The sequence below is a fragment of the Streptomyces sp. cg35 genome (assembly GCF_050410835.1).
Classification (GTDB): Bacteria; Actinomycetota; Actinomycetes; order Streptomycetales; family Streptomycetaceae; genus Streptomyces.
Genome location: NZ_CP191268.1, coordinates 7790700 through 7815110, shown reverse-complemented (window position 1 = coordinate 7815110; position 24411 = coordinate 7790700). Strand labels below are relative to the sequence as shown.

General features: G+C 72.0%; 24 protein-coding genes. 10 read left to right on the top strand and 14 right to left on the bottom strand.

The window, feature by feature from the left end; all coding sequences use genetic code 11:
• Positions 1-186 precede the first annotated feature (186 nt).
• Positions 187-780 (top strand): TetR/AcrR family transcriptional regulator, encoded by a 594-nt coding sequence (locus tag ACQUQD_RS36125; RefSeq protein WP_428956412.1) that lies wholly within the window; start codon positions 187-189, stop codon positions 778-780.
• A 9-nt stretch (positions 781-789) separates the two neighbouring features.
• Here ACQUQD_RS36125 and ACQUQD_RS36120 read toward each other — a convergent pair whose 3' ends face one another.
• The gene (locus tag ACQUQD_RS36120; RefSeq protein WP_428956411.1) at positions 790-1572 is read right to left on the bottom strand and encodes a LysR family transcriptional regulator substrate-binding protein; all 783 of its coding nucleotides are present in this window, start codon (positions 1570-1572) and stop codon (positions 790-792) included.
• A gap of 58 nt (positions 1573-1630) precedes the next feature.
• Here ACQUQD_RS36120 and ACQUQD_RS36115 point away from each other — a divergent pair, with 58 nt between their 5' ends.
• The gene (locus tag ACQUQD_RS36115) at positions 1631-2041 is read left to right on the top strand and encodes a DUF5997 family protein (RefSeq protein ID WP_428956410.1); all 411 of its coding nucleotides are present in this window, start codon (positions 1631-1633) and stop codon (positions 2039-2041) included.
• Between the two features lie 8 nt (positions 2042-2049).
• Here the strand turns inward: ACQUQD_RS36115 and ACQUQD_RS36110 are convergent, their stop codons facing one another.
• Both ACQUQD_RS36110 and ACQUQD_RS36105 read right to left on the bottom strand, forming a co-directional pair.
• Positions 2050-3270: an MFS transporter gene (locus tag ACQUQD_RS36110; RefSeq protein ID WP_428956409.1), complete on the bottom strand. Its 1221-nt coding sequence runs from the start codon at positions 3268-3270 to the stop codon at positions 2050-2052.
• On the bottom strand, positions 3267-3836 hold the full coding sequence (locus tag ACQUQD_RS36105; RefSeq protein WP_428956408.1) for a helix-turn-helix domain-containing protein: 570 nt from the start codon (positions 3834-3836) through the stop codon (positions 3267-3269). Before ACQUQD_RS36105 ends, ACQUQD_RS36110 begins: the two co-directional genes overlap by 4 nt.
• On the opposite strand from ACQUQD_RS36105, the gene ACQUQD_RS36100 reads away from it, so the two are divergent.
• Positions 3835-4356, top strand: coding sequence for an N-acetyltransferase family protein (locus ACQUQD_RS36100; protein ID WP_428956407.1), 522 nt, complete (start codon positions 3835-3837; stop codon positions 4354-4356). The genes ACQUQD_RS36105 and ACQUQD_RS36100 overlap by 2 nt on opposite strands.
• 374 nt (positions 4357-4730) lie before the next feature.
• Here the strand turns inward: ACQUQD_RS36100 and ACQUQD_RS36095 are convergent, their stop codons facing one another.
• From ACQUQD_RS36095 to ACQUQD_RS36065, 7 genes are all read right to left on the bottom strand, one after another.
• The gene (locus tag ACQUQD_RS36095) at positions 4731-5972 is read right to left on the bottom strand and encodes an MFS transporter (RefSeq protein ID WP_428956406.1); all 1242 of its coding nucleotides are present in this window, start codon (positions 5970-5972) and stop codon (positions 4731-4733) included.
• Positions 5956-6480, bottom strand: coding sequence for a GNAT family N-acetyltransferase (locus ACQUQD_RS36090; RefSeq protein WP_428956405.1), 525 nt, complete (start codon positions 6478-6480; stop codon positions 5956-5958). The genes ACQUQD_RS36095 and ACQUQD_RS36090 overlap by 17 nt, the downstream gene beginning before the upstream one ends.
• Positions 6477-7640: a type III PLP-dependent enzyme gene (locus ACQUQD_RS36085; RefSeq protein ID WP_428956404.1), complete on the bottom strand. Its 1164-nt coding sequence runs from the start codon at positions 7638-7640 to the stop codon at positions 6477-6479. The genes ACQUQD_RS36090 and ACQUQD_RS36085 overlap by 4 nt, the downstream gene beginning before the upstream one ends.
• Positions 7637-8953, bottom strand: coding sequence for a DUF6271 family protein (locus ACQUQD_RS36080; RefSeq protein ID WP_428956403.1), 1317 nt, complete (start codon positions 8951-8953; stop codon positions 7637-7639). The genes ACQUQD_RS36085 and ACQUQD_RS36080 overlap by 4 nt, the downstream gene beginning before the upstream one ends.
• Positions 8935-10017: a phytanoyl-CoA dioxygenase family protein gene (locus ACQUQD_RS36075; protein WP_428956402.1), complete on the bottom strand. Its 1083-nt coding sequence runs from the start codon at positions 10015-10017 to the stop codon at positions 8935-8937. Before ACQUQD_RS36075 ends, ACQUQD_RS36080 begins: the two co-directional genes overlap by 19 nt.
• A gap of 552 nt (positions 10018-10569) precedes the next feature.
• A complete protein-coding gene (locus ACQUQD_RS36070; protein WP_428956401.1) occupies positions 10570-11043 on the bottom strand; it encodes an iron chaperone in 474 nt (157 codons plus the stop codon).
• A 144-nt stretch (positions 11044-11187) separates the two neighbouring features.
• Positions 11188-11643, bottom strand: a complete 456-nt coding sequence (locus tag ACQUQD_RS36065) for a carboxymuconolactone decarboxylase family protein (protein WP_428957738.1) — start codon at positions 11641-11643, stop codon at positions 11188-11190.
• 223 nt (positions 11644-11866) lie between these two features.
• Here ACQUQD_RS36065 and ACQUQD_RS36060 point away from each other — a divergent pair, with 223 nt between their 5' ends.
• Complete coding sequence (locus ACQUQD_RS36060; protein WP_428956400.1) at positions 11867-14347, top strand: ATP-binding protein; 2481 nt, start codon at positions 11867-11869, stop codon at positions 14345-14347.
• On the opposite strand, the gene ACQUQD_RS36055 is transcribed toward ACQUQD_RS36060, so the two are convergent.
• Both ACQUQD_RS36055 and ACQUQD_RS36050 read right to left on the bottom strand, forming a co-directional pair.
• Positions 14337-15395 carry a VWA domain-containing protein gene (locus ACQUQD_RS36055; protein ID WP_428957737.1) on the bottom strand — a complete coding sequence of 353 codons (1059 nt, stop codon included), beginning with the start codon at positions 15393-15395 and terminating at the stop codon, positions 14337-14339. The two genes, ACQUQD_RS36060 and ACQUQD_RS36055, sit on opposite strands and share 11 nt — an antisense overlap.
• Before the next feature lie 189 nt (positions 15396-15584).
• Entirely contained in the window at positions 15585-16013 is a 429-nt protein-coding gene (locus ACQUQD_RS36050) for a YjbQ family protein (protein ID WP_428956399.1), read from the bottom strand.
• Between the two features lie 145 nt (positions 16014-16158).
• Between ACQUQD_RS36050 and ACQUQD_RS36045 the strand changes: the two genes are divergently transcribed.
• The 6 genes from ACQUQD_RS36045 (at position 16159) to ACQUQD_RS36020 (ending at position 21489) form a co-directional block, all read left to right on the top strand.
• Positions 16159-16242 carry a putative leader peptide gene (locus ACQUQD_RS36045; protein WP_351373514.1) on the top strand — a complete coding sequence of 28 codons (84 nt, stop codon included), beginning with the start codon at positions 16159-16161 and terminating at the stop codon, positions 16240-16242.
• Positions 16243-16359: 117 nt separating this feature from the next.
• Positions 16360-17238 carry an ABC transporter permease gene (locus ACQUQD_RS36040; RefSeq protein WP_428956398.1) on the top strand — a complete coding sequence of 293 codons (879 nt, stop codon included), beginning with the start codon at positions 16360-16362 and terminating at the stop codon, positions 17236-17238.
• On the top strand, positions 17211-18038 hold the full coding sequence (locus tag ACQUQD_RS36035) for an ABC transporter ATP-binding protein (RefSeq protein ID WP_428956397.1): 828 nt from the start codon (positions 17211-17213) through the stop codon (positions 18036-18038). The genes ACQUQD_RS36040 and ACQUQD_RS36035 overlap by 28 nt, the downstream gene beginning before the upstream one ends.
• A 62-nt stretch (positions 18039-18100) precedes the next feature.
• Entirely contained in the window at positions 18101-19156 is a 1056-nt protein-coding gene (locus tag ACQUQD_RS36030) for an ABC transporter substrate-binding protein (protein WP_428956396.1), read from the top strand.
• A gap of 4 nt (positions 19157-19160) precedes the next feature.
• The gene (locus tag ACQUQD_RS36025; RefSeq protein ID WP_428956395.1) at positions 19161-20324 is read left to right on the top strand and encodes an LLM class flavin-dependent oxidoreductase; all 1164 of its coding nucleotides are present in this window, start codon (positions 19161-19163) and stop codon (positions 20322-20324) included.
• A gap of 52 nt (positions 20325-20376) precedes the next feature.
• Positions 20377-21489: an NAD(P)-binding domain-containing protein gene (locus tag ACQUQD_RS36020; RefSeq protein WP_428956394.1), complete on the top strand. Its 1113-nt coding sequence runs from the start codon at positions 20377-20379 to the stop codon at positions 21487-21489.
• Positions 21490-21540: 51 nt separating this feature from the next.
• On the opposite strand, the gene mltG is transcribed toward ACQUQD_RS36020, so the two are convergent.
• Positions 21541-22377, bottom strand: a complete 837-nt coding sequence (gene mltG / locus ACQUQD_RS36015; protein ID WP_428956393.1) for an endolytic transglycosylase MltG — start codon at positions 22375-22377, stop codon at positions 21541-21543.
• Between the two features lie 167 nt (positions 22378-22544).
• Positions 22545-24356, bottom strand: a complete 1812-nt coding sequence (locus tag ACQUQD_RS36010) for an ABC transporter ATP-binding protein (RefSeq protein WP_428956392.1) — start codon at positions 24354-24356, stop codon at positions 22545-22547.
• Positions 24357-24411 lie beyond the last annotated feature (55 nt).

Sequence of the window (24411 nt, the reverse complement as noted above, 5' to 3'; positions counted from 1 at the left end):
TCCGGTGCGAGGAGAATCAGCGCTGTACGGAGGTGGGGGCGGGGGGACCGGCGTCGGCTCCGGACGCGGTCGCCGCTATGGTGGACGGAGCTGAAGCGGACACTTGTCCGCTCCATGGTCCACGAACGTAGTGGACAACTGTCCGGTCAGCAAGGACGTTTCCGAGCCACGGCCGAAGGAGGAGACGTGCGGCACCCGAAGAAGCAGGTCACGCTGCGTTCGGACGCGCAGCGCAATCGCGACCGCATCCTCGAGGTGGCCCTGGCCGAGCTGACGCACTCGGCGGACGCGCCGCTGAGCGTGATCGCGCGGAAGGCGGGCGTCGGACAGGGCACCTTCTACCGGAACTTCCCGAACCGGGAGGCGCTCGTGCTGGAGGTGTACCGGTACGAGGTGCAGCAGGTCGCCGAGACGGCGGCCCAGTTGCTGTGCACCCGAGCGCCCGAGGTGGCGCTGCGCGAGTGGATGGACCGGCTCGCCCAGTACGCGATGGCCAAGGCGGGCCTCGCGGACGCGCTGCGCGAGGCGACGACGGCCCGCGGCCAGCTCAAGAGCCTGGCGCACGGGCCGCTGACCGAGGCGGTCACGCTGCTGCTCACGGCGAACGAGCGGGCGGGCACCATCCGGCCGGGGGTCACCCCGGACGACTTCATGCTGGCGATCGCGGGGCTGTGGCTGGTCGACCCGCACAGCGACTGGCAGTCCCGCGCGGGACGCCTGCTCGATCTGGTGATGGACGGACTGCGGGCAGGAGCGCCTGGGCCGTCCGCGGGCGCGTAGCCGAGCGGGTCAGGACCGCTTGCGCGGCTTGCCGCGCTTGCCGCCCTGCTGCTTGCCGCCCTGCTTGGTGCCGGGCTTGGGACGGCCGCCGCCCCGTGCGGTGCGGTGCGCCGCGGGCGCCTTCCGGGCCCCGGTCGCGGCGGGCTTCTTCTTCTCCTGCGGGGGCTGGCTGCGGCCCCGGGAGCTGTTCACCGTCCGGCCCCGGACGATGCCGATGAAGTCCTCGACCTGCTCGGTGGTCCGCTCCTCGGGCCAGGCGAGCGCGACGTCCGATCCCGGCGCGTCCGTGACCGTGCGGTAGGTGAGGTCGCGGCGGTGGTGCAGCCGCGCCAGCGACTGCGGCACGACGAGCAGGCCCACGCCCGCGGCGACCAGCTCGACGGCGTCGGCCGTGGTGGCGGGGCGCTCGAACGCGGGCTGCCCGGGCGGGTTCTCCCAGTCCAGGACGTCGTCGAGGGGGTGCTGCACGATCTCGTCGGCGAGGTCGGCGAGGGTGACCTCCTCGACGGCGGCCACGACGTGGTCCTTGGGGACGATCACGACGGTGGTCTCGGTGTAGAGGGGGATGGCGCTGAAGAACGTACGGTCCACGGGCAGCCGTACGAGACCGGCGTCGGCGTCACCGCGCCGCAGCACGTCCGACACGTCGGCGGCGGCCACCGGGACGAGGGCGAGCGGGGTGCCGGGCAGGCGCTCGTTCCAGATCCGCACCCATTTGGCGGGGGTCGCTCCGGGAACGTACGCGAGCCGGAACGAAGGGGTCGCCGCGGGGTTCTCTTCCGTGCCTGTCACGCCGCAAGGCTACCCGTCGTGGTCGGAGCTCTCCTCCGCGCTGGATACCCTTGACCTCATGAGTTCGCACCAGAACGCCCAGACCATGAAGCCCGCCACGGCGGCGAAGAAGCTGGGCGTGTACCTCGAGGCCACGCCCGCCGAGTTCCGTGAGGGCGTCGTCTCGCGCAGTGAGCTGAGCGCGCTGCAGGCCGATCCGCCGCAGTGGCTGCGCGAGCTGCGCGAGAGCGGCCCGCACCCGCGTCCGGTGGTCGCGGAGAAGCTGGGCGTCTCCATCGCGGGTCTGGCCCGCGGTGGCGTCACCGAGCCGCTCACCACGGAGCAGATCGCCGCCCTCAAGGACGAGAACCCCGAGTGGCTGCAGAAGGAGCGGGCCACCCAGGCGGACGTCCGCAAGGAGAACGTCCGCGTCAAGAAGCTGCACGCCGAGCAGGCGGAGAAGCGGGCGGCGCGGGAGTCCCGGGACTGACCGACCCCTCACGAGGACGGCCGGGACGGATGCGTCCCGGCCGTTTTCCGTGTGCCGAGGCCCACGGTCCGTCGCTCGCCCGGGTCGCGGCGCAGCGCCAGGAGCCCGGCGAGGAGCAGCGCCCCGAGCACCGCGCCGGACGCCGCGGGCCAGCCGCCGGCCTCGATGAGGGGTGCGGCGAGGGCGGAGCCGACGACGCCGGCGAGGAAGTAGAGCAGCAGGTAGACGCCGCTGAGGCTGCCGCCGCGGCGCGGGTCGACGCCGAGGATGCGGGCCTGGTTGGCGGCCTGCGCGGTGAAGCAGCCCGCGTCGACGAGGGCCAGTCCCGCGGCGGTGACGGCGGGTGTGTCCAGGCCGGTGCAGAGCAGCGCGGCGCCGATGCCGGCCACGCCCATGCTCGCGCAGATCACCGCACGCGGCCCGAACCGGTCGCCGAGCCGTCCGGCGACGGGCAGCGCGGCGAAGCCGAGGGCCCCGGCCAGGCTGTAGAGGCCGATGGCCGCGGCGTCGAGCGCGTACGGGGGTTGCGCGAGGCGCACGGTGAGCGCGACCCAGACGAGACTGAACGCGAAGTACCACAGGCTCCCGCTCACCACGGCGCGGCGCAGCGTCCGGTACCGGCGCAGCAGTCCGGGCAGGGCCGTCAGGGTCGCGAGATAGCTGCCGGTGGGCGTGGGCCGCTCCCCCGGCAGCCACAGCCACGCCCCGGCGGCGCACAGCAGGACGAGCCCGGCGAAGACGAGCAGCATGCCGCGCCAGCCGAGCGTGTCCGCGAGGGCGCCGCCGACGAGCCTGCTGAGCAGGATCCCGGCGGACATTCCGGCGGCCACGAGCGCGACGGCCGCCCCGCGCCGCTCCCCGGGCACGCCGCGCCCGGCGATCGTCGAGGCGCCCGCGCTGACGCTCGCGCCCGCGCCGACGACCGCGTACGCGACGAGCAGCGGGCCGAGTCCGTCCGCGGCGGACGCGAGCAGCAGGCCGGCGGCGAGCAGGGCGAGCTGGCCGGTGACGAGCCGGCGGGGCGCCGTGCGGTCGGCGAGCGGCAGCAGGAGGGCGAAGCCCGCGATGCAGCCGGCCAGCGCGGCGGTGGTGACGAGGCCGACGGCGGCGACGGACGTGCCGGTGTCGCGGGCGACGTCGCCCAGGGCGGGCTGCACGGCGTAGTTGTTGGCGAGGGCGATCCCGGCCGTGCAGGCGAGCAGCGCGACGCCACCGCGGCGCAGGCTCACGGCGCCTCGCCGCGGACCAGGACGACGGCGTAACGGCACTCCTGGTCGCTGGCGTTGACGAAGACGCACGGCGCGGGCCGTCCCAGCTCGACGGTGTCACCGGCGGCCAGCTCGTGCACCGTCTCGCCCTCGTGGAAGGTGAGCCGGCCGTCGATGACCCAGATGATCTGCCGGTGGAACGCGAACGCGGCGGCGGGGTACGGGACCCGGGCTCCGGCGGGCAGCCGGATCTCGGCCACTTCGGCCGGGAAGCCGGGGCCCGAGAGCTGCCGGCGCACGTAGCCGGTCTCCGGGTCGAGCCACCGGGGCGCCGCGTCGCCGCGCCGCACCCGGTCCGGGTCGGCCTCCGGGTCGAGCAGCGTGGCGACGCTCAGCCGGAACGCGGCCGACAGCTTGCCGAGGACCACGGCGGTCGGATTGCTCTCGCCCCGCTCGATCCGGTTGATCATCGCCCGTGAGACCCCGGACGCCTCGGCGAGCTCCGACAGGGTCCAGCGGCGCCGGTCCCGCTCGTCCCGGATGCGGGCGCCGATCCGCTCGACCAGGGGGTCTACGATGTTGGACATGAATCCACCATACGAGACGGGGATGCGGGCGGTGACGGTCCGCCCGGCACTCTCCCACGACCTGGACGCGGTCCTCGCCATCCGCAACCACGCCATCGAGCACGGGACGGCGCTGTGGACCGACACACCGCAGTCGCGTGACGAGGGTGCGGCCTGGCTCGGCGCGCACCTGGGCCGCGGCTCCGCGTACGTGGCCGAGCTCGACGGCGCGGTCGTCGGGTTCGGGGTGTACGGGCCCTGGAAGGACTACTCGGGGTTCCGGCACACGGTCGAGAACTCGGTGTACGTCGCCGACGGCCATCACGGGAACGGCATCGGGTCCGCCCTGCTCGCTGCCCTGGTCACGTCGGCCGGGGCGGCCGGCCTGCACGTCATGATCGCCGGGATCGAGGCGGGCAACGCGGCGTCGGTCCGGCTCCACGAGCGGCACGGCTTCGAGCACGCGGGCACGGTGCGCGAGGTCGGCACGAAGTTCGGCCGGTGGCTCGATCTGACGCTGATGCGGCTGCAGTTGAGCTGACCGCGGGCCATCCCGCCCGCACCAGCGTCGCGTGCAGCGCGCTCCGGGTGGTCTCGGGCAGCTGTCCGCCGTCCGTCCACTCCACGCTCTGCTCGGCGATCTCCCGGAGCTTGGTGTTGGTGTGCTGCGAGACCTCTTTCAGGACCTCCCAGCCCTGGTCCGGCTCGAGACGGCCGAGCACGATGACGACCCCGACCGCCTGATCGACGACGGCGTGCACCGGTGAACTCCCGTACCCGGTGCGCGGGGAACTGGAGCGACAGCGCGCCGGGCCGCGGCAGCGCGAGGGCGGGAACCCGGACGTCCGGGAAGCCCCGGGTGACGGGCGGACGGGCGGAGCCTGCCCGCCGCCCGCCGAGCAGCGACCGCGCGGATCACGCCGTGCCGCTGCCGGGCACCGCCTCGGCCCGCGGCTCCGCGGCGCCCTCCCGCGGGGCGTCCTGCCACCGGATGCGGGTGCCGCACAGGCAGACGACGGCCGCCGCGCCGGCGACGACGCCCAGCCCCCACACCAGACCGGCCCCGTCCGCGACAAAGCCGATGACCGGCGGTCCGGCCAGCAGACCGGTGGTGCCCATGGCGGCGACCACGGCAAGCGTGTCGGCGCCCTGCCGGGCCGCGGCCACGTACACGCAGGGGGTCACCGCCGCGATGCCCAGGCCGACGCAGGCGAAACCGATCAGCGCCGGGACGACGCCGCCGCCCAGCAGCGCGAAGGCGAGGCCCGCCGTGGCGAGCGCGCTGCCGGTCACGACGACTCTGCCGTCGCCCCAGCGGCCGCGCCAGCCGTCGGCGAAGAGCCGGGCGAGCAGCATCATGCCGGAGACCACGGCGATGCCGAGCGGCGCCAACGCGTGCGAGGCGCCTGCGACTTCCTGCATGTACAGCGTGGACCAGTCGTTCATGGCGCCTTCGGTGACGGTGCCGAACGCCATGGCCGCGCACATCCACAGCGTCAGCCGCGAGGGCATCGCCCATCTGCCCCGGCGCTTCTTCCCGCTCTTGTCCTCGGGCGCGGCGGCCGGCTCGTCGTCGGCGAGCAGTCCGGTCCTGGCGTACACGCCCAGGAGCACCAGCAGGGCCGCGGCGACGGCGAAGTGCCCGAGGAGGGAGGACGTGAGGGCGCTCATCCGTGAGGCGAGCAGCGCCGCGAGCAGCGAGCCGCCGCTGAACGTGGCGTGCAGGCGGGCCATCGTGGTCCGCTCGAACCGGGCTTCCAGAGCGGCGCCCTGGGCGTTCATGGCGACGTTGAGACAGCCCACGAGGACGCCGTCGACGCCCAGCACGAGCAGCGCGAGCGGGTAGTTGGGGACCTCGGCCAGCGCGAGGAGCAGCGCGGCGAGGCCGAGCGCCGACAGCAGGGCGAGCCGCCGCGAGCCGAGCCGCCGCATCAGCGGGTCCACGAGCGGGAACGAGACGACCGCGCCGATCCCCGCGGCCATCAGGAGCACGCCGACCTGGGCCGGGGTGAGGCCGAGGTCGGCCTTCAGCGCGGGGATGCGCGCGGCCCAGGTGGCGTACTGGAAGCCGAGGGAGCAGAACAGCGCGGCGACGGCCCACTGGTGGCGTCGGAAGGGGTCGCGGGGGCCGGGGGCGGCATCAGGGACAGGGGACACGCACACCACTCACTTCGAGGGACAGGGACATGTAGACGGCGTTCGCGCCGTACTCGCCAGGGGTCACGACCCCGGGATGCGGGGTGAACCCGCGCGCCGACCAGAACGCTTCGGTCCCGCCGACGGAGACGAGGGACACGTGGTCGTACGCGTGGGAGCGCGCGGCCGTGAAGAGGTGCCGCAGGAGCTTGCGGGCGAGGCCCCGGCGCCGCAGTTCCGGCGCGATCACGAGGTCGTGGAGGTGCAGGTTGCGGGTCGGCGCGGTGGCCCGGCCGGCTCGCCCCAGGCCCGGGTAGGCGCCGTGCGGGTAGGGCAACGCCAGTGCGTAGCCGCCGAGTCGACCGCCGAGGTGCAGGGCGAAACAGGTGTCGGGCGAGGTGTCCCGCCGGGCGCGCAGGGCGGCCTGGCCCTCCGTCAGGCCGAGCCGGGTGTACGCGCGGGCCTCCAGGGCGGCGATGGCGGTCCAGTCGCGCTCGGCGATGCCGCGGATGCGGACGGCGTCGTTCATCGCGCGCCGCCGACGCAGGTGTGCGGGAGCGGGGCGAAGCCGTTGAAGCCGCGCGTCATGTAGCTGGCCGCGTAGGCGCCGCTGGCCAGCGCCCACACGGGGTCGCCGGACCTGAGGTCCGCCGGCACGAGCACCGGGGCGGGGAAGGCGTCGTCGCTGTCGCAGGTGGGTCCGGCCACCCGGGCGGGCACCCGGTCCGCGTCGGGGTGCGTGGGGAAGACGAGCGGGTACTGCAGGGCGTCCGTCTCGTACAGGCCGTTGAACCGTCCGGCGCTCAGGTACAGCCAGCGCCGGTACGTGCCGTCGGGCCCGCGGCGCCGGGTCGTACGGACCACATGGGCGCGGACGGCGCCGTGCTCGGCGACGAGGTGGCGGCCCGGCTCCACGACGAAGTCGAGAGGGCCGCCGTGCAGGTCCCTGAGGTGCTGCATGCCGTCGCGGAGCACGGCGAAGATCTTGTCCAGGGGCGGGTCGAGGGGCGTGCCGTACCGGTCGGTGTACCCGCGTGCGGGCAGGCCGCCGCCGAGGTTGACGTGATCGAGGACCACGCCGCGTCGGCGCAGCGCCTCCAGGGTCTGCGCGAGGTCGGCGAACGCGTCCTGCCAGGCGTCCGCCGTCATCTGCTGCGACCCCACGTGCACGGACAGGCCCGCGGGGGTCAGCCCCGCCTCCCAGGCCGCGAGGAGGACGTCGACCGCGTCGGCGGGGGCGCACCCGAACTTGTCGCTCAGGCCCCACAGCGCCCCGTCGCCCGTGGTCGCGAGCCGGCAGAAGACGCGAGCTCCGGGGGCGTGCGCCGCGACGGCCCGGACGTCCTCGACGCTGTCGGTGGCGTAGTCGCGTACGCCCGAGCGGTGGGCGTGCGCGATGTTCCGGTCGGACTTCACGGTGTTGCCGTAGTGGATCCGCTCGACGGGGACACCGGCCCGGACCGCCTGGGCGATCTCTTCGGGTCCGGCCGCGTCGACGCCGATGCCGCGCCGCGCGAGATACCGGAGGACCTCGTCCACCGGGCAGGCCTTCAGGGCGAACCGCACGTGTACGCCCGGGAGTTCGCGCCGCAGTTCGGCGCAGCTCGCGCCGATGCCGTCGAGGTCGTAGACGAGCCGGTCCTCCGTGGCGGCGGCCAGTGCGTCGCGGAGCGGTCCCGTGGCCGTCATCGGGTCGGCTCCGCGCCGGGCACGGGGGTGGTGCGGGCCGCGTGGACCAGCGCCTCCCAGGACTCCGTCAGCAGGGCGAAGTCCTCCATGTCGCGGCGCGCCTCGTCGAGCAGCCGCTCGCGTCGCGCCGCGAGATGGTCGGCCAACTCGACATATCTGTGGCCGAGTTGCCGGTAGGAGGCGTCGAGGACGTCGAGCCGTCGGATGTTCTCCGTCCGGTCGAGCGTGGTGCTCTCGCGGACGAGAGCGGCGACGGCATCGGCCCGCACCTGCCCCCGGTCGTCCAGGAGCGCCGGACCGGCCTCGGCCATCCGCTCGTAGACGTGGTGCAGGTACAGCATCGACAACAGGAACTTCGCGAAGCGCGTCTGGTACGCGAGGAAGCCGGGGCCGGTCCTGCGTTCGGCGGTGTGGAAGTTGACGATGTCGCGGTTGTGCAGGACCCCCGGCAGCCCGGCGTCGTGCACGAGGTGGATGAGGAAGTAGTCGCTGCCGATCGTGTCGGTGGCGGGCGGCAGCGGCACGCGTTCGTGCACGTCGTGGAAGGCGATGTTGCACATGTCGACGCGCATCGGGTCGACGAGGGTGAGCAGCGACCGGTCGTGGGTGAACGGTTCGGTCCCGGCGCCGAGGAACGACTCGGCCGCGAGGTCCGCGCGCTGCTCGGCCGACCAGTGTCCGGGCGCCCACAGGCCGATGATCTCGGTGTACAGGTCGGGGCGCAGGGCCTGTATCTCGGCGACGTCCACGGAGAGTTCACCGACGAACGACGCGCCGACCATCGCCACCCGCCGGTCCCGGTGCGCGACGGCCAAGGCGGTCTCGTCGACCGACGCGGCGGCGTCGGCGGCCCTGCGTCCGAGGCTGCGCAGTTCGTGGTGCACGGGGAAGACGGGGCGGCCCTCGACGCTCTGGTAGCGGCTGTCCGAGTCCCTGCGGTGGACGGAGTCGCAGCCGAGCGCGGCCGAGAGCAGGAACGCCCGGTTGGTGCAGGCCCCGTAGGAGACGCGGTCCGGAAGCATCAGGTCGAGCAACAGCTCGGGCTTGGGGGTGTCGGCACGGGCGATGACCCGGCGAAGGAAGTCGCGCTGCCGCGCCTCGTCGAGGTGGTGGACGGCGATCCGCGGATCGGCGGGCCGGTGGCCCAGGACCTCGCGGTGCCGCTCGCGCACGGCCGCGTCGCAGGAGTCCAGGACCAGCAGCCGCACCTCGGCGTCGAACGTCTCCGCGGCGTACGCCGCTTCGTCGCCGAGGGCCCAAAGGGTGTCGGTGCAGGGCCTGTTGGTCGGCAGGATCAGACAGATACGGGGCACGACGCCTCCTCCGCGGCCTCGCCCTCGCGCGGTTCGCGCCCGCCCCACGACTCCAGGCCGAGGAGCCTGGCGCCCAGGTCGGTGAGGTCGGCCGGGCCGTACCTGAGCGATTCGGGGCGGACCGCGTCGCCGAGCAGGGTCGGGTTCCAGTCCGGGGTGCTGAGGGTGCGCCAGGAGTCCACGCGGGAGCGGCGCAGCGTCTCGTGGGTCTCCAGGGCGGGCATCATCGACAGGTACTGGACGGCCCGGACGCTCGCGTCGGAGGTGTTGGGCGCGACGCCGTGCGCCAGCATGCCGTTGAAGATGAGCAGGTCACCGGCCGCCAACTCCGGCCGCACCACGGGCATTTCGTCGCGGTCGATGCGGGGCCGGATGGGGTCCCGGTCCGCCGGCTGGAGGGCGGCCCATCGGTCGAAGCGCCGGAACAGCTCGGGGCAGCACTGGAATCCGCCGGTCTCGGCGCTGGTGTCGTTCAGCGCGATGATCCCCTGCACGCGCTGCGGCAGCACGCTGGAGGTGGTGTCGACGTCCCAGTGGAGCTCGATGTCGAAGCCCTGCTCCGTGGGCGCGATCAGTTCGCGGGAGCGGTTCTTGATGTTGGGCGGGTTGAGGTTGAGCCGGTCGAGGGTGACCCACAGTTCCTCGCTGTCCCATACGTCGACGAACGCGTCGTAGACACGTGGGGACTGGCGGCTGTTCCACAGGAGCTGGTGGTGGTACGCCTCCACGAAGCCGTAGACGTGCAGGTCCCGGTCGAGGTCCGTCCGGAACTCCCGCTCCTGGTACCAGGTGTCGGGCCGGTCGGGATCGATGCCCTGGAACTCCCAGGTGAAGTCGAGGAGTTGACGGGCGGCCGCGGCGGGTATCGCCTGCTTCACCACGACGTAGCCGTAGGTCTGCCAGAAGGCGAAGTCCTCCGGCGAGAGCACTCTGAGCGGCCGCTTCTTGTCCAGGTGGCGCAGCTGGGTCTGGGCGAGGTAGGTCTCGCCGTCCGCGCTGAGGTAGGGGACCTCGCCGGCGGCGCGGTGGAGGTAGGGGGCGGGGGGTGTCGTGCGGTGTTCCAAGGCTCGATCCTTCGGTGCAACCGCGTCGACCGTCGGGCCGACAGGTACTGGAGTGCGGTTCTGAGGCTGGTGAGGCCTGAGTGATGCGAGTGGATGCCTGCTGGATGAACTGGTGCTGTGGAGTGGGGTGGTGGCGGGTGATGTCGCACGGAGGGCGACCGGTGGCCGCCCCCGGGGAAGGCTCCCGGGGGCGGCGGTCCAGGGCGGTCGGGACGGAGCGCTGAACGCGTCCGTCGGCGAACCGGCGTGCCCTCAATTTGGACTAGACCAACGAAGGCTGTCAACACCGGACGTGACCGCGCCGCCACCGTGGCCGCCACGACACCCGCACGTCATCCGGCCTTCCGACCTGCGTCAACTCGGCACTTGACGCGACGGGTTGGGCGGGTGGATGTTAGTGGTCTACACCACGAGGACAGCCCCTCAGGATGTGCGGCCGGCTCTTCGCCGCGCATCCAGAAGGGCTGTTTCGGAGGGCTGTCTCGTTGTTGGGTCTCTCGGTGCAATGGGTGTCTGGGCGCCGGGCGCCATGGTGTGGTGCAGGGGCGCGGCTCAGCTCACCGCGCTCTTCAGCAGGTCGACGATCCTCGCCTCGTCCTGGGCGGTCAGTCCCGTCAGGGCGTAGGACGTCGGCCACATGGTGCCCTCGTCCAGCTGTGCCTGGTCGCTGAAGCCGAGCGTCGCGTACCGGGCGTTGAACTTCGCCGCGCACTGGAAGAAGCAGACGACCTTGCCGTTCCTGGCGTACGCGGGCATCCCGTACCAGAGCTTCGGCGCGAGCTCCGGCGCGTTCTCCTTGACCAGGGCGTGGAGCCGCTCGGCCGTGCGCCGGTCCGGCTCGGCCATCTCGGCGATCTTCGCGATCACGGCGGCCTCGTCCTGTGCCGCCTTGTCGGCGCGCGATCCACGGCGCGCCGATGTCTTCAGCTCCTGGGCGCGCTGCTTCATCGCGGCGCGCTCCTCGTCGGTGAAGCCGTCGTACGAGCCGGCGGCCGTGGCGGTCTTCTCGGCGGTGTTCTTCGTCATGGTGGTTCCCTTTCGCGTACGCGGATCCAGATGGTCCAGCGGGCCTGGCGGATCTAGCGGATCTAGCGGATCTGCAAGTGGCATGGGCTTGGAGTAGTTCGTCGGGTGCTCGGTCCGGGGCGGGGCCGGAGGGGGCGGCTGCTGTCAGCCCCAGGCGCTGGCGATCTGGCGGGTCGTGGCGTTGAGGCGGTTGAACAGGTTGGTGACGCCGATCATCAGGACGAGCGCGGCCAGTTGCTTCTCGTCGAAGTGGGTGGCGGCCGCGTCCCAGATGTCGTCGCTCACCGCGTCGGGACGGTCGGCCAGCCGCGTCGCGGCCTCGGCGAGCGCGAGCGCCGCGCGCTCCGGCTCGGTGAAGTACGGGGCCTCGCGCCAGGCGGCGATCGCGGCGAGCCGCTCGTCGCTCACCCCGGCCTTGCGGGCCGTCTTCGCGCCGCCGTCGACACAGGCGCTGCAGCCGTTGATCTGGCTGACCCGCAGATGGACCAGTTCCAGCGTCTGCCCCTCGACCCCGCCGGCGTGCACGGCCTTGAAGAGCTGCTGGATGGAGGACATCGCGTCCGGCAGGACGGCGGCGGGGTTCTGCATGCGGGACTGCATCTGCATCGCGGTTCGCTCCTCGTTGCGGGAAGGTGCCCCGTTTCCGTCGGGGCGTGAGTCCATATCAGCCGGATCCGCTCGCCCCGACCACGGCGGTGGGACACCGTGGGACAGGTGAAACAGCCTTGAGCAGCGGCGACTTGGCCAGGTAGTTTTCCGTCGGGGCGGGACACGGGGCACCGCATGAACGGCGGGGCCCTCTGATGGAACGGCGGGGCAGCTGGTGGACGGACAAGAGAAGCACCGGACAGCGCAGGCCGACCCGGTCGTCGAGCTGGCCGACCGGCTGCGCCGGATCCAGGACCTGTCCGGGCTCGGCGTGCGGGCCCTCGCACGGGACGCCGGGCTCAGCTCCTCGTCGCTGTCGCGCTATCTGGGCGGGCAGACCGTGCCTCCCTGGCCCGCGGTGATCGCCCTGTGCCGCCTGGTGAAGCGTGATCCCCGTCCCCTGCGCCCGCTGTGGGAGCGGTGTTCCAGTCCGCTGCCCGCGCCGCCGAAGTCCAGCCGTCTGGTACGGCCGAGGCCGCGCAACGATCTGCCGCGCGACGCGGCCGACTTCACCGGGCGCGAAGCGGAGCTCGCCGCCGTGCTCACCGCGGTGGACAGCCATCGGGTCGTCGCCGTCGACGGCATGGCCGGGGTCGGCAAGACCTGTCTGGCGATGCACGCCGCCCACCGGCTCGCCGCCGACTACCCGGACGCCCAGCTCTATGTGGACCTGCACGGATTCACCGAGGGCCGGGAACCGCTGGACCCCGACTCCGCGCTGCGGATGCTGCTCGGCGCGCTCGACGTCCCGTCCGAGAAGGTCCCGCGCGAGGGCGTCGAGCAGCTCGCCGCGTGCTGGCGCTCCGAGCTGGCCGGCCGCCGGGTCCTCGTGGTCCTCGACAACGCGGCCGACGCCGACCAGGTCCGCCCGCTGCTGCCCGGCGCCGGAGCGTCCGTCGCCCTGATCACCAGCCGCAACCGCCTCCTGGGTCTGGACGAGGTGCCCCCGGTCTCCCTCGACGTGCTCAGTCCGCGGGAGAGCGCGGACCTGCTGGCCCGGGCCAGCGGTGAGAGCGCCAACCCGGACAGCCGGCTGGTCCGGGATCCGGAGGCCGCCGCCGAGGTGCTGCGCCTGTGCGGGCATCTGCCGCTCGCCCTCCGGCTGGCCGCGGCCCGGCTGCGGCACCGGCCGGGCTGGACCGTGGGCATCCTCGCCGAGCGGATGGCCGAGGGGGCGAGCGATTTCGACGCCGAGTTCAGCGCCGCTTTCGCCATGTCCGTACGGCAGTTGGACCGGGCCCGGGCCCGCCTCTTCCGGATGCTGGGCCTGCTGCCCGGCGGATCCTTCGACGAGTACCTGGCGGCGGCTCTCGTGGACGTGCCGCTGGGCAGCGCGCGGACGATGCTGGAGGACCTGGTCGACGCGCACCTGGTCCAACAGCCGACGCCCGGCCGCTACCGGCTGCACGACCTGGTCCGTCAGCATGCCCGCCGGGCCGGAGCGGAACAGGACTCGGCGGCCGAGCGGGAGCGGGCGCTGGGCCGCTTCCTCGACTACTACGTGCACGCGGCGGCCGCCGCGGACGCCGCGATGCCCTTCCTGTCCCCCGCCCTGCCGCCCTCCGCGGGCCTGCCCCCGGCCGCGCTGCCGCGGTTCCCGGACAAGAACGCGGCGCTCGCCTGGCTCGTCACGGAGTACGGGAACGTCGTGGCGGCCTTCGAGACGGCGGCCGCCGTCGGCGCCGACGCGCACGTCCGCGAACTGCCCCGCTTCCTGCGTGCGTACTTCGCGCGCCGCTGCGGCACGACGCACCTCAACGCCCTGTTCGAGCGTTCGGTGGCGGCCGCGGAACGCCTGGGCGACCCGCTTCACCTGGCGCTCGCATACTGCGACTTGGGTTTCGCACGCTACAACGCGGGACGGACGACGGAGGCGAAAGCCGCGTACGAGACGGCACAGTCCTGGCTGTCACAGTCCGACGACCTGACCACCGAGGCCGAACTCGCCCTGCGCCGGGGTTACTTGAAGTGGGACGAGGGAGACACCGAGGAGCCGCTCGAGCTCTTCGGCCTGGCAGGCAAGCTGTACGAGCAGGCCGAGAGTCCGGCGGGCTCGGCCCACGCTGCCGCGGCGGAGGCCTGGGCGATGCTGCAGCTGGGCCGACATGAGGAGGCCGCGCAACGGGCCCGTGAGGTACTGGAATTCCCCCACGCCGACCCCGCGTGGCCGCCCACGCTGACGGCCCGGATCACGCTCGGCGTCGCCATCGCCGACGAGGAGCCCGACGCGGCGGCGCGCCACCTCGATCAGGCACTGGCGCTGGCCCGCGAGGACGGCCACCTCAACAACGAAGCCTGGTGCCTCAACTGCCTGGGCGTCGCGCTGCGCCGCATGGGCCGCTACGACGAGGCCCTGACCCGCCACCGCGAGGCGTTCGCCCTGCTGGACGAACTGTTCGAGGAGCACTGGAAGGTGCGGTTCCTCAACGGCTACGCCGAGACCTGCCGCCTCGCGGACCTCCCCGACGAGGCCCTGCGTCTGCACCGCCGCACCCTGGAACTGGCCCCGCCCCTGGGATACCGGCTGGAGGAGGCGCTGGCCCACGAGGGCCTCGCGCTCCTCCTCGACCCGACCGACCCGACGGCCGCCGACCAGCACCGGGAGGCGGGGCGGGCCCTACGCGAGTGCTTTCCTCCCCTCGAATTCAGAGCATGATGAGCAGCCGCGTATTCGGCTTGAGTTTCCTGTTCACCGAACGGCTCTGCACGTACACCTCCAACTTCGGATTGTTCCCCGCCTTCACGGAGACGGTTCCCTGCACCCCCGTACCGAACAGAAGACTGCGCGCCGCATCACCCGTATAAGCGCGGTCGGTGTCCTTCTCGACCACGATGACTTCCTTGTTCTGCTGGACCTGAGCTCTGGCACCCAACTGGTAGTAGCAAGCGCCCCGTTCGTAGGCCACGCCCGGATGCGAATTCACGAAGGGGCGGATCTCGATCTCCTTGTCGACCTTGAGAAGCCGGTACCTGTCGGCCGGAATCGGTTCGAGATTCGCCCGCACCTCGTCGACGGATATGTCCTGACCGACGGCGAAGAGATTCTTCGTGCCGCGCACGCCCTGCTCCCGTCCGCGGAGGAAGCTGGTGGCGGCGGCGCGCACGGTGCCGATCGCCTCCTCGACGCCCTGCTGGGAATCCGCGTCCCAGATGGCGATGTTCCCCGCGGGGAAGCCGTAGTTCTGGGCGGTGCGCTTGGCCAGGGAGTTCGGCACGAGGATCGCCGACGTCCAGTGGACCGGCAGCCCGTTCATCTTCGCCGTGATCCGGTCGAGCCAGGGGCCGAGGATGGTCATGTCACCGTCGTGCCGGACGTCGCCGCCGGAGGCGTTCTCCTCGCCGTCCGTCACGACGATCTGGAGGAAACTGTGCTCACCGTATTCCTCCCAGATGTGCCCCAGGTCGTCCAGGGACTTCACGGAGGCTTCTATCAGTGCCGTGGCGCCATTGCGCACCTGGTACAGCCCCCGCATGGAAGGAAGATGCTTCACGTCCATGTCCCAGACCAGGTTCTCCACCTTGTGGTCGAAGGAATAGAGGCTGATCCGGGTCTCGTGACCGAGGCTGTCCGACTCGGCTTTCAGGCCGGCCACGAACTCGTCCACCACGCGGATGAGCTGACTCTGGTGCGGACGCATCGAACCCGAACAGTCCACTACCAGCGCGACGTGATTCACCTTGTGCTGAATCCTGTTTGCAGACACGTCTGTGCTCCCCCTCCGGCGTTCCCCGAGTGATGTATTCACTCTATGGGGAGGCACTGACAATGGCCTTTGACGCTCGATCACCTGCAAGCGTCGAGGGCCGTGCCTGGTATCGGCCGAGTCGCCGCCGGTGACGACGTTTGGCTACAACCGCCCGCGACCGCGCCGCGGTGGACCCGGGCTCCCTCGTCAGGAACCGGCGAGAAAGGACAGCCGAACCTTCCGCTCAGGGTTGTCCCGGTTCGTGTCCACCAGGCACACCGACTGCCACGTCCCCAGTTCCAGCCCACCCCCGACCACCGGCAACGTCGCATGCGGCGGTACGAACGCCGGCAGGACGTGGTCGCGGCCGTGGCCGGGGCTGCCGTGGCGGTGCTGCCAGCGGTTGTCCGCGGGCAGGAGGGTGTGCAGGGCCGCGAGGAGGTCGTCGTCGCTGCCGGCACCCGTCTCGATGACCGCGATGCCGGCCGTGGCGTGCGGCACGAAGAGGTTGAGCAGGCCGTCGCGGCCCTGGGCGGCTTCGCGGAGGAAGGACTCGCAGTCGCGGGTGAGGTCGACGACCCGCTCGGTGGAGCCGGTGGTGACGGTCAGGACTCGGGTCGTGAATGCGTCGGACATGGGCCTATTGTCGCCCCGAGCTGCCCGCCGCACGACCTTGGCCCCGGTCCTGATCACCCGTCCGCCGGACCGGAACCTGAAATCCCCGGTCCACACGGTGAGACACCATTGACCGTGTGTCGACAAGCTGGCTACGTTCTCCGGCATGTTGCGTTCAGTCCTGCTCACCACGCGCGGTCACATCGACCTGCTGCGGGTGGCCTCCGCCGCGTGTCGTCGCGGCCACTGACGCCTTCTCGAACCACCTTCCGCTTTCTCCTGTCGCCCCGGCTGCCCCTCTGCGCCGGCGCGCCGTTGACGCGCGCCCGCTGACGTCGGGGCGCGCCCTCCCCTGCCGTGGAGTGCCATGAGCATCAGTCATGCCCCGCCCAAAGTTCCGGCGCCGGACATATCCGATTCGACGGATACCGCACCCCGCTCGCCCGAACTCGAGCCCCTCGTCCCCTCCTCCACTCGCCGCACCCGCGTCCCGCGCTGGCTGCGCCGCACCTCCGGCCCCCTCCTGCTGCTGCTCGTCTGGCAACTCCTCAGCTCCACCACGGTGTTGACGCCCGACGTGCTCGCCTCACCGGGCAAGATCGCGCAGGTCGGCCGGGATCTCGTCGCCGACGGTTCCCTGCCCGGCGCCATGGGCGTGTCCCTGCAACGCGTCGCCGTGGGCCTGCTGTTCGGCGTCGTCGTCGGCGTCGGGCTCGCGCTGGTGTCCGGGCTGTTCCGGATCGGCGAGGACCTGGTCGACGCCAGCGTGCAGATGCTGCGGACGGTGCCGTTCGTCGGGCTCATCCCGCTGTTCATCATCTGGTTCGGGATCGGCGAGGCACCGAAGGTCGCCATCATCACGCTCGGCGTCTCCTTCCCGCTCTATCTGAACGTGTACGCGGGCATTCGCGGTGTCGACTCCCAACTCGTCGAAGCAGGCGAGTCGTTGGGGCTCAACCGGTGGGGCCTCGTACGCCACGTCGTACTGCCGGGGGCGCTGCCCGGCGCGATGACCGGACTCCGGTACTCACTCGGGATCGCCTGGCTCGCCCTGGTCTTCGCCGAGCAGATCAACGCGGACGCCGGGATCGGCTTCCTGATGGTGCAGGCGCGGGACTTCCTGCGCACCGACGTCATCGTCGTGTGCCTGATCGTCTACTCGCTCCTCGGCCTGCTCGCCGACTTCGTCGTCCGCTCCCTCGAAAGGCTGCTGCTGCAATGGCGACCGACGTTCACCGGCCGGTGACCCCCGCGACCGAAGGACTCGCCGTACACGTGGCGGGGCTCACCCGCTCCTTCGACGGACGATCCGTCATCGACGACCTCCAACTCGACGTGCAGCCGGGCGAGTTCGTCGCGCTGCTCGGGCGCAGCGGCTGCGGAAAGTCCACCCTTCTGCGCATCCTCGCCGGGCTCGACCGGGACATCGAGGGGACCGTGCTCGTGCCGCGCCGCAAGGCGGTCGCGTTCCAGGCGCCGCGGCTCATGCCCTGGAAGCGGGTCTGGCGCAACGTACTGCTCGGACTGCCCGGCAAGCCCGAACGGGCCCTGGCCGAGCGGGCGTTGGACGAGGTCGGCCTGGAGCACCGGACGAACGCCTGGCCCAAGACGCTGTCCGGGGGCGAGGCCCAGCGCGCCTCGCTCGCCCGCGCCCTGGTGCGCGAGCCCGACCTGCTGCTGCTCGACGAGCCGTTCGGCGCCCTCGACGCGCTGACCAGGATCAAGGCTCAGCGCCTGGTCGACGAGTTGTGGCAGCGGCGGGGCTGCGCCGTCCTCCTGGTCACGCACGACGTCGAGGAGGCCGTACTGCTGGCCGACCGGGTGCTCGTGATGGACGGCGGCGTCATCGCGTACGAGACGCGTGTCGATCTGGAGCGTCCTCGCGACATCACCGATCCGCGCTTCGCCGAACTGCGAGCCGAGCTGCTGCGGCGCCTCGGTGTCGAGCAGACCCATGAGACCCAGCGCACGGACCAGGCCCCGCAGGACGACCGCATCGACGGGGCCGAGACGCTCTCCTCCGTCGAGAAGCAGCCCGCGGTCTGATCCCGCCCCACCCCTTCATCCCTCCCGCGGACTCAACCACCCGCCCTTCGAACGGACTTGATATGCGACGCCCCCTCGGTTCCGCCCTGCCGGCCGCCGCCCTCCTGGCACCCCTCGCGCTGCTCCTCGGTGCCTGCTCCGCCTCACCCTCCGCCAGCACGAGCACCGCGGGCTCCGGCGGCGGCACCGACGGGAAAGGGTCCTTGACTCTCAACGTGGGTGACCAGAAGGGCGGTTCGGAAGCCGTGCTGCGGGCCGCGGGCGAACTCGACGATCTCAACTACAAGATCCACTGGTCCACCTTCACCTCGGGCCCGCCCCTCCTCGAAGCCGTCAACGCCAAGGCCGTGGACATCGGCGGCGTCGGCAACACGCCGCCGGTCTTCGCGGCCGGCGCCGGCTCGAAGATCAAGGTCGTGGCGGCGAGCCACGGGACCGCGAAGGGCGACACGATCCTCGTGCCCGACGACTCACCGCTGAAGAAGCCGGCGGACCTGAAGGGCAAGTCGGTCGCCGTCGCCCAGGGGTCGTCCGCGCACTACCAACTCGTCGCGTCCCTGCGGAAGGCGGGGCTCGGCCTCAAGGACATCAAGGTCAAGTACCTCCAGCCGGCCGATGCGCTGGCCGCGTTCACCAGCGGCAAGGTCGACGCGTGGGCCGTCTGGGACCCGTACACCTCGCAGGTGCTGCGCGGCGGGAAGGGCCGGGTGCTCACCGACGGCGACGGGCTCACCAATGGGCTCGCCTTCCAGGTCGCCTCCCCCACCGCCCTCGGCGACAAGAAGAAGACCGCCGCGATCAAGGACTATCTGGACCGGCTGCGCCGCGCCCAGGACTGGGTCTACAAGCACCCCGAGGAGTGGGCCAAGGTCTGGGCGAAGGACACAGGGCTCCCCTACGAGGTCGCGCTCGACGCGGTGAAGCGGACGAACGGCACCCGCGTGACCGTCGCCGTCGACAAGGCCGTGGTCGCCTCGGAGCAGCAGATCGCCGACGTCTTCTCCGAGTTGAAGCTGATCCCGGGCAAGGTCGACTTCGGCGACTTCGTCGACACGCGCTTCAACGGCGACCTGCCGGCCTCCTCCACCGCCCCCCGCACCTACGGCAAGGAGTCCTGAGACCATGACCGTTCATCTGCACTGGTTCCTGCCGACCGGCGGCGACGGCCGCACCCTCGTCGACCGGCACGCCTTCAGCGGCGGCGCGTCGGAGCGCACGCCCGGCCGGGCGATCGCCGGGGTACGCGCGCCCGACCTCGACTATCTCGTCCAAATAGCCAAGGCCGCGGAGCAGTTGGGATTCGAGGCGGTTCTCACGCCCACCGGGACGTGGTGCGAGGACGCGTGGCTGACGACCGTCGCCCTCGCCCAGCACACCCGGCGGCTCAAGTTCCTCGTGGCGTTCCGGCCCGGTGTCATCTCCCCCGTGCTGGCGGCCCAGATGGCATCGACGTATCAACGCCTCACGCAGGGAAGGCTGTTGCTCAACGTCGTCACCGGCGGCGACTCGGCCGAGCAGCGGCGCTACGGTGATCACCTCGATCACGACCGTCGCTACGCCCGCACCGACGAGTTCCTCTCCGTCGTGCGCGGGGTGTGGGGCGGGCAGCCGTACGACTTCGACGGCGAGCACTATCAGGTCGACGGCGGGTTCACCGCCCTGCCGCCCGACCCGCTGCCGCAGATCTTCTTCGGCGGTTCGTCGGCCGCCGCGGGGCCGGTCGCGGCGCGGCACACCGATGTGTATCTGACCTGGGGCGAGCCGCCGGAGCAGGTGAAGGAGAAGATCGACTGGATTCGGGCGCTCGCCCAGAAGGAGGGGCGCACGGTGCGGTTCGGCATCCGGCTGCACACCATCTCGCGCGACTCGGCGCAGGACGCCTGGGCGACGGCGAACCGGCTGCTCGACGACCTCTCCCCCGAGACGGTCGCCGCCGCGCAGGCCGCGCTCGGCCGCAGCGAGTCGGTGGGGCAGCAGCGGATGCTGGCGCTGCACGGCGGCACGCGCGAGGGGCTGGAGATCTCGCCGAACCTGTGGGCCGGGGTGGGCCTGGTGCGCGGCGGCGCCGGGACCGCCCTCGTGGGCAGTCACGCGGAGGTCGCCGACCGGATCGAGGAGTACCACGCGCTCGGCATCGAGCACTTCGTGCTCTCCGGCTATCCGCATCTGGAGGAGGCGTACTGGTTCGGGGAGGGCGTGATTCCCGATCTCGCGGCGCGCGGCCTCCTGCCGGCGGATGCGCCGGTCAGGGGTGGCGCTCCGCTGCTGGTGGCGGGCGGCCGCTGAGCGGGGCGCGGCGGGCGGGAAGATCTCGGACCCCGGTCGAGTTAGTAGAAACGTGAACGATATCGGGGCAGGAGACGGCACCGCCGCGGTGGGCGTCCGGCAGGTCGACGTGGTGGTCATCGGGGCCGGACAGGCCGGTCTGTCCGCCGCCCATCATCTGCGGCGGGTGGGGTTCGAGCCGGAGCGGGACTTCGTCGTCCTCGATCACGCACCCCGGCCGGGCGGTGCCTGGCAGTTCCGCTGGCCGTCGCTCACGTACGGCAAGGTCCACGGCATGCATGCGCTGCCGGGCCTGGAACTGACCGGGGCCGACCCGGCGCGGCCGTCGTCGGAGGTCATCGCTGAGTACTTCGACACGTACGAGAAGACCTTCGGCCTGCGGGTGCGGCGCCCGGTCGAGGTGCGCCGGGTCCGCGAGGGCGGCGGTGGGCGGCTGCTCGTCGAGACCTCGGACGGGGCCTGGTCGACCCGTGCCCTGATCAACGCGACGGGGACGTGGGACCGCCCGTTCTGGCCGCGCTATCCCGGTCAGGAGACGTTCCGCGGGCGGCAGTTGCACACCGCGCAGTACCCGGGTCCCGAGCAGTTCGCGGGGCAGCGGGTCGTCGTCGTGGGCGGTGGGGCGTCCGGCACGCAACACCTCATGGAGATCGCCCCGTACGCGGCGGAGACGACGTGGGTGACGCGCCGCCCGCCGGTCTTCCGCGACGGCCCGTTCGACGAGAACTGGGGCCGGTCCGCTGTGGCCATGGTGGAGGACCGGGTACGGCAGGGACTCACGCCGCTGAGCGTGGTCTCGGTGACCGGGCTGCCGGTGAACGACGCGATCCGCGAGGCCCGGGCGAACGGTGTCCTCGATCGCCTTCCGATGTTCGACCGGATCACGCCGACGGGCGTGGCCTGGGACGACGGGCGGGAGGTCGCGGCCGATGTGATCCTGTGGGCCACCGGGTTCCGGGCGGCGATCGACCATCTGGCGCCGTTGAAGCTGCGGGAGCCCGGCGGCGGGATCCGGATGGAGGGCACCCGCGCGGCACTGGATCCGCGGGTGCATCTCGTGGGGTACGGGCCGTCGGCGAGCACGATCGGCGCGAACCGCGCGGGGCGGGCGGCTGTGCGCGACGTCCGGCGGCTGCTCGCCGGGCGCAGCCCGGTGGCGGTCTGACCATCCCCGGGGGCGCCTCCGCTGACCTCGCGCCCCCGGGGTCCGGGCCGCTCAGCCGTCCGTCTTGGCCTTGCCCTGGTTCTTGTTGAACTCCGCGACGTTGCGCTGCTGCTCGTCGTAGTCCGCGGTGAAGCGGGTGTCGCCCGGCTTGACCGTCACGAAGTAGAGCCAGTCGCCCTGCGTCGGGCTGACCGCCGCCTTGAGGGCCTGGTCGCCCGGGTTGCCGATCGGCGAGGGCGGCAGCCCCATGCGCGCATAGGTGTTGTACGGGTTGTCGACCTTGGTGTCCTTCGTGCTGGTGTCCAGCGTGGACCGGCCGAGCGCGTAGTTGATGGTGGAGTCCATCTGCAGGGGCATGCCGTGGTCGAGCCGGTTGTAGATGACACGGGCGACCTTGCCCATGTCCTCCTTGTTGTCGGCCTCGGCCTCGACGATGCTCGCGATGATGACGGTCTGGTACGGGTTGATGGCGTTCCGGTCGGCGCCCGCGGTGGTCTGGCTGCCGTTGAACCTCTTGGTGGCCGTGTTGACCATGTACGACAGCACGGTCTGCGGTGTCGACTTGGCGTCGAGGGGATAAGTCGCCGGAAAGAGGTAGCCCTCGGGGTTGCCGCCCGCGTCACCCGGAAGCTTGAGGCCCGCCTTCGGAACGGCCTTCTTGGTGGTGCCGGCCGGGAGCTCGAGCGCCTTGTCGACGGCGTCGTAGACCTGGCCCGAGCGCCAGCCCTCCGGGATGACCAGGGCGGTCGGCCGTCCCTCGTCGCCGCCGGACACGGCCAGGGGAACCGCTACGGCGGTGGCCGCCACGACGGCCCCGGTCGCCATCAGGGCGACGCGCCCTCTGCGCGTGAGTCGGATCGTGCTCCGTCGCGGAGTCTCGTTCAGCATGCGGGAACGGTAACCCGCACATCAGGGCATTCCCGGCATATCTTCATGTCGGACCGGACACCGGCCCCGGCTGGGCCAGCGCGCGGTGCGGCGGTGCGGCCACCCGGCCCAGGGCTCCCCTCAGGCTCCGCTCGCCGTTCCGCCCGGGGCGTCGCTCACGGCGCTCCTCAGGCCGCCTTCTCCAACCGGGCGTCGCGCCGGACCAGCGCCGCGTACCGTCCGTCGCCGTCGAGCAGCTCCTCGTGGGTGCCGCGCTCGGCTATCCGGCCGCCGTCCAGGACCACGATCTGGTCCGCTCCGCGGATCGTGGACAGGCGGTGGGCGATGGTGAGCGTGGTGCGGTCGGCCGACAGCGCGTCGATGGCTTCCTGCACCGCGTGCTCGGTGCGGGTGTCCAGGGCGCTGGTCGCCTCGTCCAGGATGAGGATCGGCGGGTCGCGCAGGATGGTGCGGGCGATGGCCAGGCGCTGCTTCTCGCCCCCGGAGAACCGGTGACCGCGCTCGCCGACCACGGTGTCGTAGCCATCGGGCAGGGCGGCTATGTGGTCGTGGATCTGGGCGGCTCTGGCCGCCGCGTGCAGCTCCTCGTCCGTGGCCTCGGGCTTGGCGAACCGGAGGTTGTCGGCGACCGAGGCGTGGAAGAGGTACGTCTCCTGCGAGACGACCCCGACGGCGCGCGCGAGGGTGTCGAAGTCCAGGTCGCGCACGTCGACCCCGTCGACCGTGACCCGGCCGCCCGTGACGTCGTACAGGCGCGGCACCAGATAGCTGAGCGTGGACTTGCCGGAGCCGGTGGGGCCGACCACGGCGAGGCTGCCGCCGGCGGGCACGGTGACGTCGATGCCGTCGAGGATCGGGCCCTGCCGGTCGTCGGCGTCGTAGCGGAACTCGACGTCCTCGAAGCGGACCTCGCCCTTGACGGTGTCGAGATGGATCGCGTCCTCCCGCTCGGTGATGTCGACGGGCAGGTCGAGGTACTCGAAGATGCGCTGGAACAGGGCGAGGGAGGTCTGGATCTGGACGCCGGTCTGCAGCAGGCTCACCGTCGGCCGGAACAGTCCCTGCTGGAGCGAGACGAACGCGACGAGCGTGCCGATGGAGACGCTCGGCCCGCCGAGCTGGAAGGCGATGCCGGCCGCCCAGTAGATGAACGCGGGCATGGCGGCCATGACGATGCTGATGACGGCCATGCGCCAGCGCCCCGCCATGTTGGACCGGACCTCGAGGTCGACCAGCTGGTCCGACTCGTCGGCGAAGGACTTCGTGAGGGAGTCGGCGCGGCCCATGGTGCGGCCCAGCAGGATGCCGCTGACGGAGAGCGACTCGGTGACGGTCGCGGCCATCGCGGCCATCTGCTTCTGGCGCTGGGTGGCGATCTTCTTGCGCTCACGGCCGACGCGGCGGGCGATCCACACGAAGACCGGCAGCAGAAGCAGGGAGACGATCGTGAGGCGCCAGTCGAGGGCGACCATGGCGACGATCGTGGCGATGACGCTCGTCAGGTTCGAGACGAGGGACGTCGCGGTGGAGGTCACGGTCGCCTGCATACCGCCGATGTCGTTGGCGATGCGGGACTGGACCTCGCCGGTGCGGGTCTTGGTGAAGAAGGCGAGCGACATGCTCTGCAGCCGCCCGTACACGGCCGTGCGCAGATCGTGCATGACGCGCTGGCCGACGGTCGTCGAGATCAGGGTCTGCAGGACGCCGAAGACGCTCGTGACGACAGCGCTGAGGATCATGCCGAGGGCGAGCAGGCTGAGCAGCCCGGTGCGGCCCTGCGGGATGGCGACGTCAAGGATCTCCTTGAGCAGGAACGGCGTCGCGACCGTCACCAGCGAGGCGGCGCCGACGAGCAGGCCGACGAGGGCGAGCCGGGCGCGGTAGGGGCGGAAGAGGGACAGGATGCGGCGGATCTGCCGCGGCTGGCCCGATGCCTGGGCATCGGGAGGCGGCGTCCACGTGATTTCGTCGCGGGGCATGGGCCTCCTAGGCGTGGGGAGAGCCCGGCGGACAGGGGCCGAGCTCGACTTTGAG

Coding starts and splice junctions, on each gene's coding strand:
- ACQUQD_RS36115 (WP_428956410.1), top strand. CDS start 1,631: ATGAGTTCGCACCAGAACGCCCAGACCATGAAGCCCGCCACGGCGGCG.
- ACQUQD_RS36100 (WP_428956407.1), top strand. CDS start 3,835: ATGAATCCACCATACGAGACGGGGATGCGGGCGGTGACGGTCCGCCCG.
- ACQUQD_RS36105 (WP_428956408.1), bottom strand. CDS start 3,836: ATGTCCAACATCGTAGACCCCCTGGTCGAGCGGATCGGCGCCCGCATC.
- ACQUQD_RS36090 (WP_428956405.1), bottom strand. CDS start 6,480: ATGAACGACGCCGTCCGCATCCGCGGCATCGCCGAGCGCGACTGGACC.
- ACQUQD_RS36085 (WP_428956404.1), bottom strand. CDS start 7,640: ATGACGGCCACGGGACCGCTCCGCGACGCACTGGCCGCCGCCACGGAG.
- ACQUQD_RS36070 (WP_428956401.1), bottom strand. CDS start 11,043: ATGACGAAGAACACCGCCGAGAAGACCGCCACGGCCGCCGGCTCGTAC.
- ACQUQD_RS36065 (WP_428957738.1), bottom strand. CDS start 11,643: ATGCAGTCCCGCATGCAGAACCCCGCCGCCGTCCTGCCGGACGCGATG.
- ACQUQD_RS36050 (WP_428956399.1), bottom strand. CDS start 16,013: ATGTCCGACGCATTCACGACCCGAGTCCTGACCGTCACCACCGGCTCC.
- ACQUQD_RS36045 (WP_351373514.1), top strand. CDS start 16,159: ATGTTGCGTTCAGTCCTGCTCACCACGCGCGGTCACATCGACCTGCTG.
- ACQUQD_RS36040 (WP_428956398.1), top strand. CDS start 16,360: ATGAGCATCAGTCATGCCCCGCCCAAAGTTCCGGCGCCGGACATATCC.
- ACQUQD_RS36035 (WP_428956397.1), top strand. CDS start 17,211: ATGGCGACCGACGTTCACCGGCCGGTGACCCCCGCGACCGAAGGACTC.
- ACQUQD_RS36030 (WP_428956396.1), top strand. CDS start 18,101: ATGCGACGCCCCCTCGGTTCCGCCCTGCCGGCCGCCGCCCTCCTGGCA.
- ACQUQD_RS36025 (WP_428956395.1), top strand. CDS start 19,161: ATGACCGTTCATCTGCACTGGTTCCTGCCGACCGGCGGCGACGGCCGC.
- mltG (WP_428956393.1), bottom strand. CDS start 22,377: ATGCTGAACGAGACTCCGCGACGGAGCACGATCCGACTCACGCGCAGA.
- ACQUQD_RS36010 (WP_428956392.1), bottom strand. CDS start 24,356: ATGCCCCGCGACGAAATCACGTGGACGCCGCCTCCCGATGCCCAGGCA.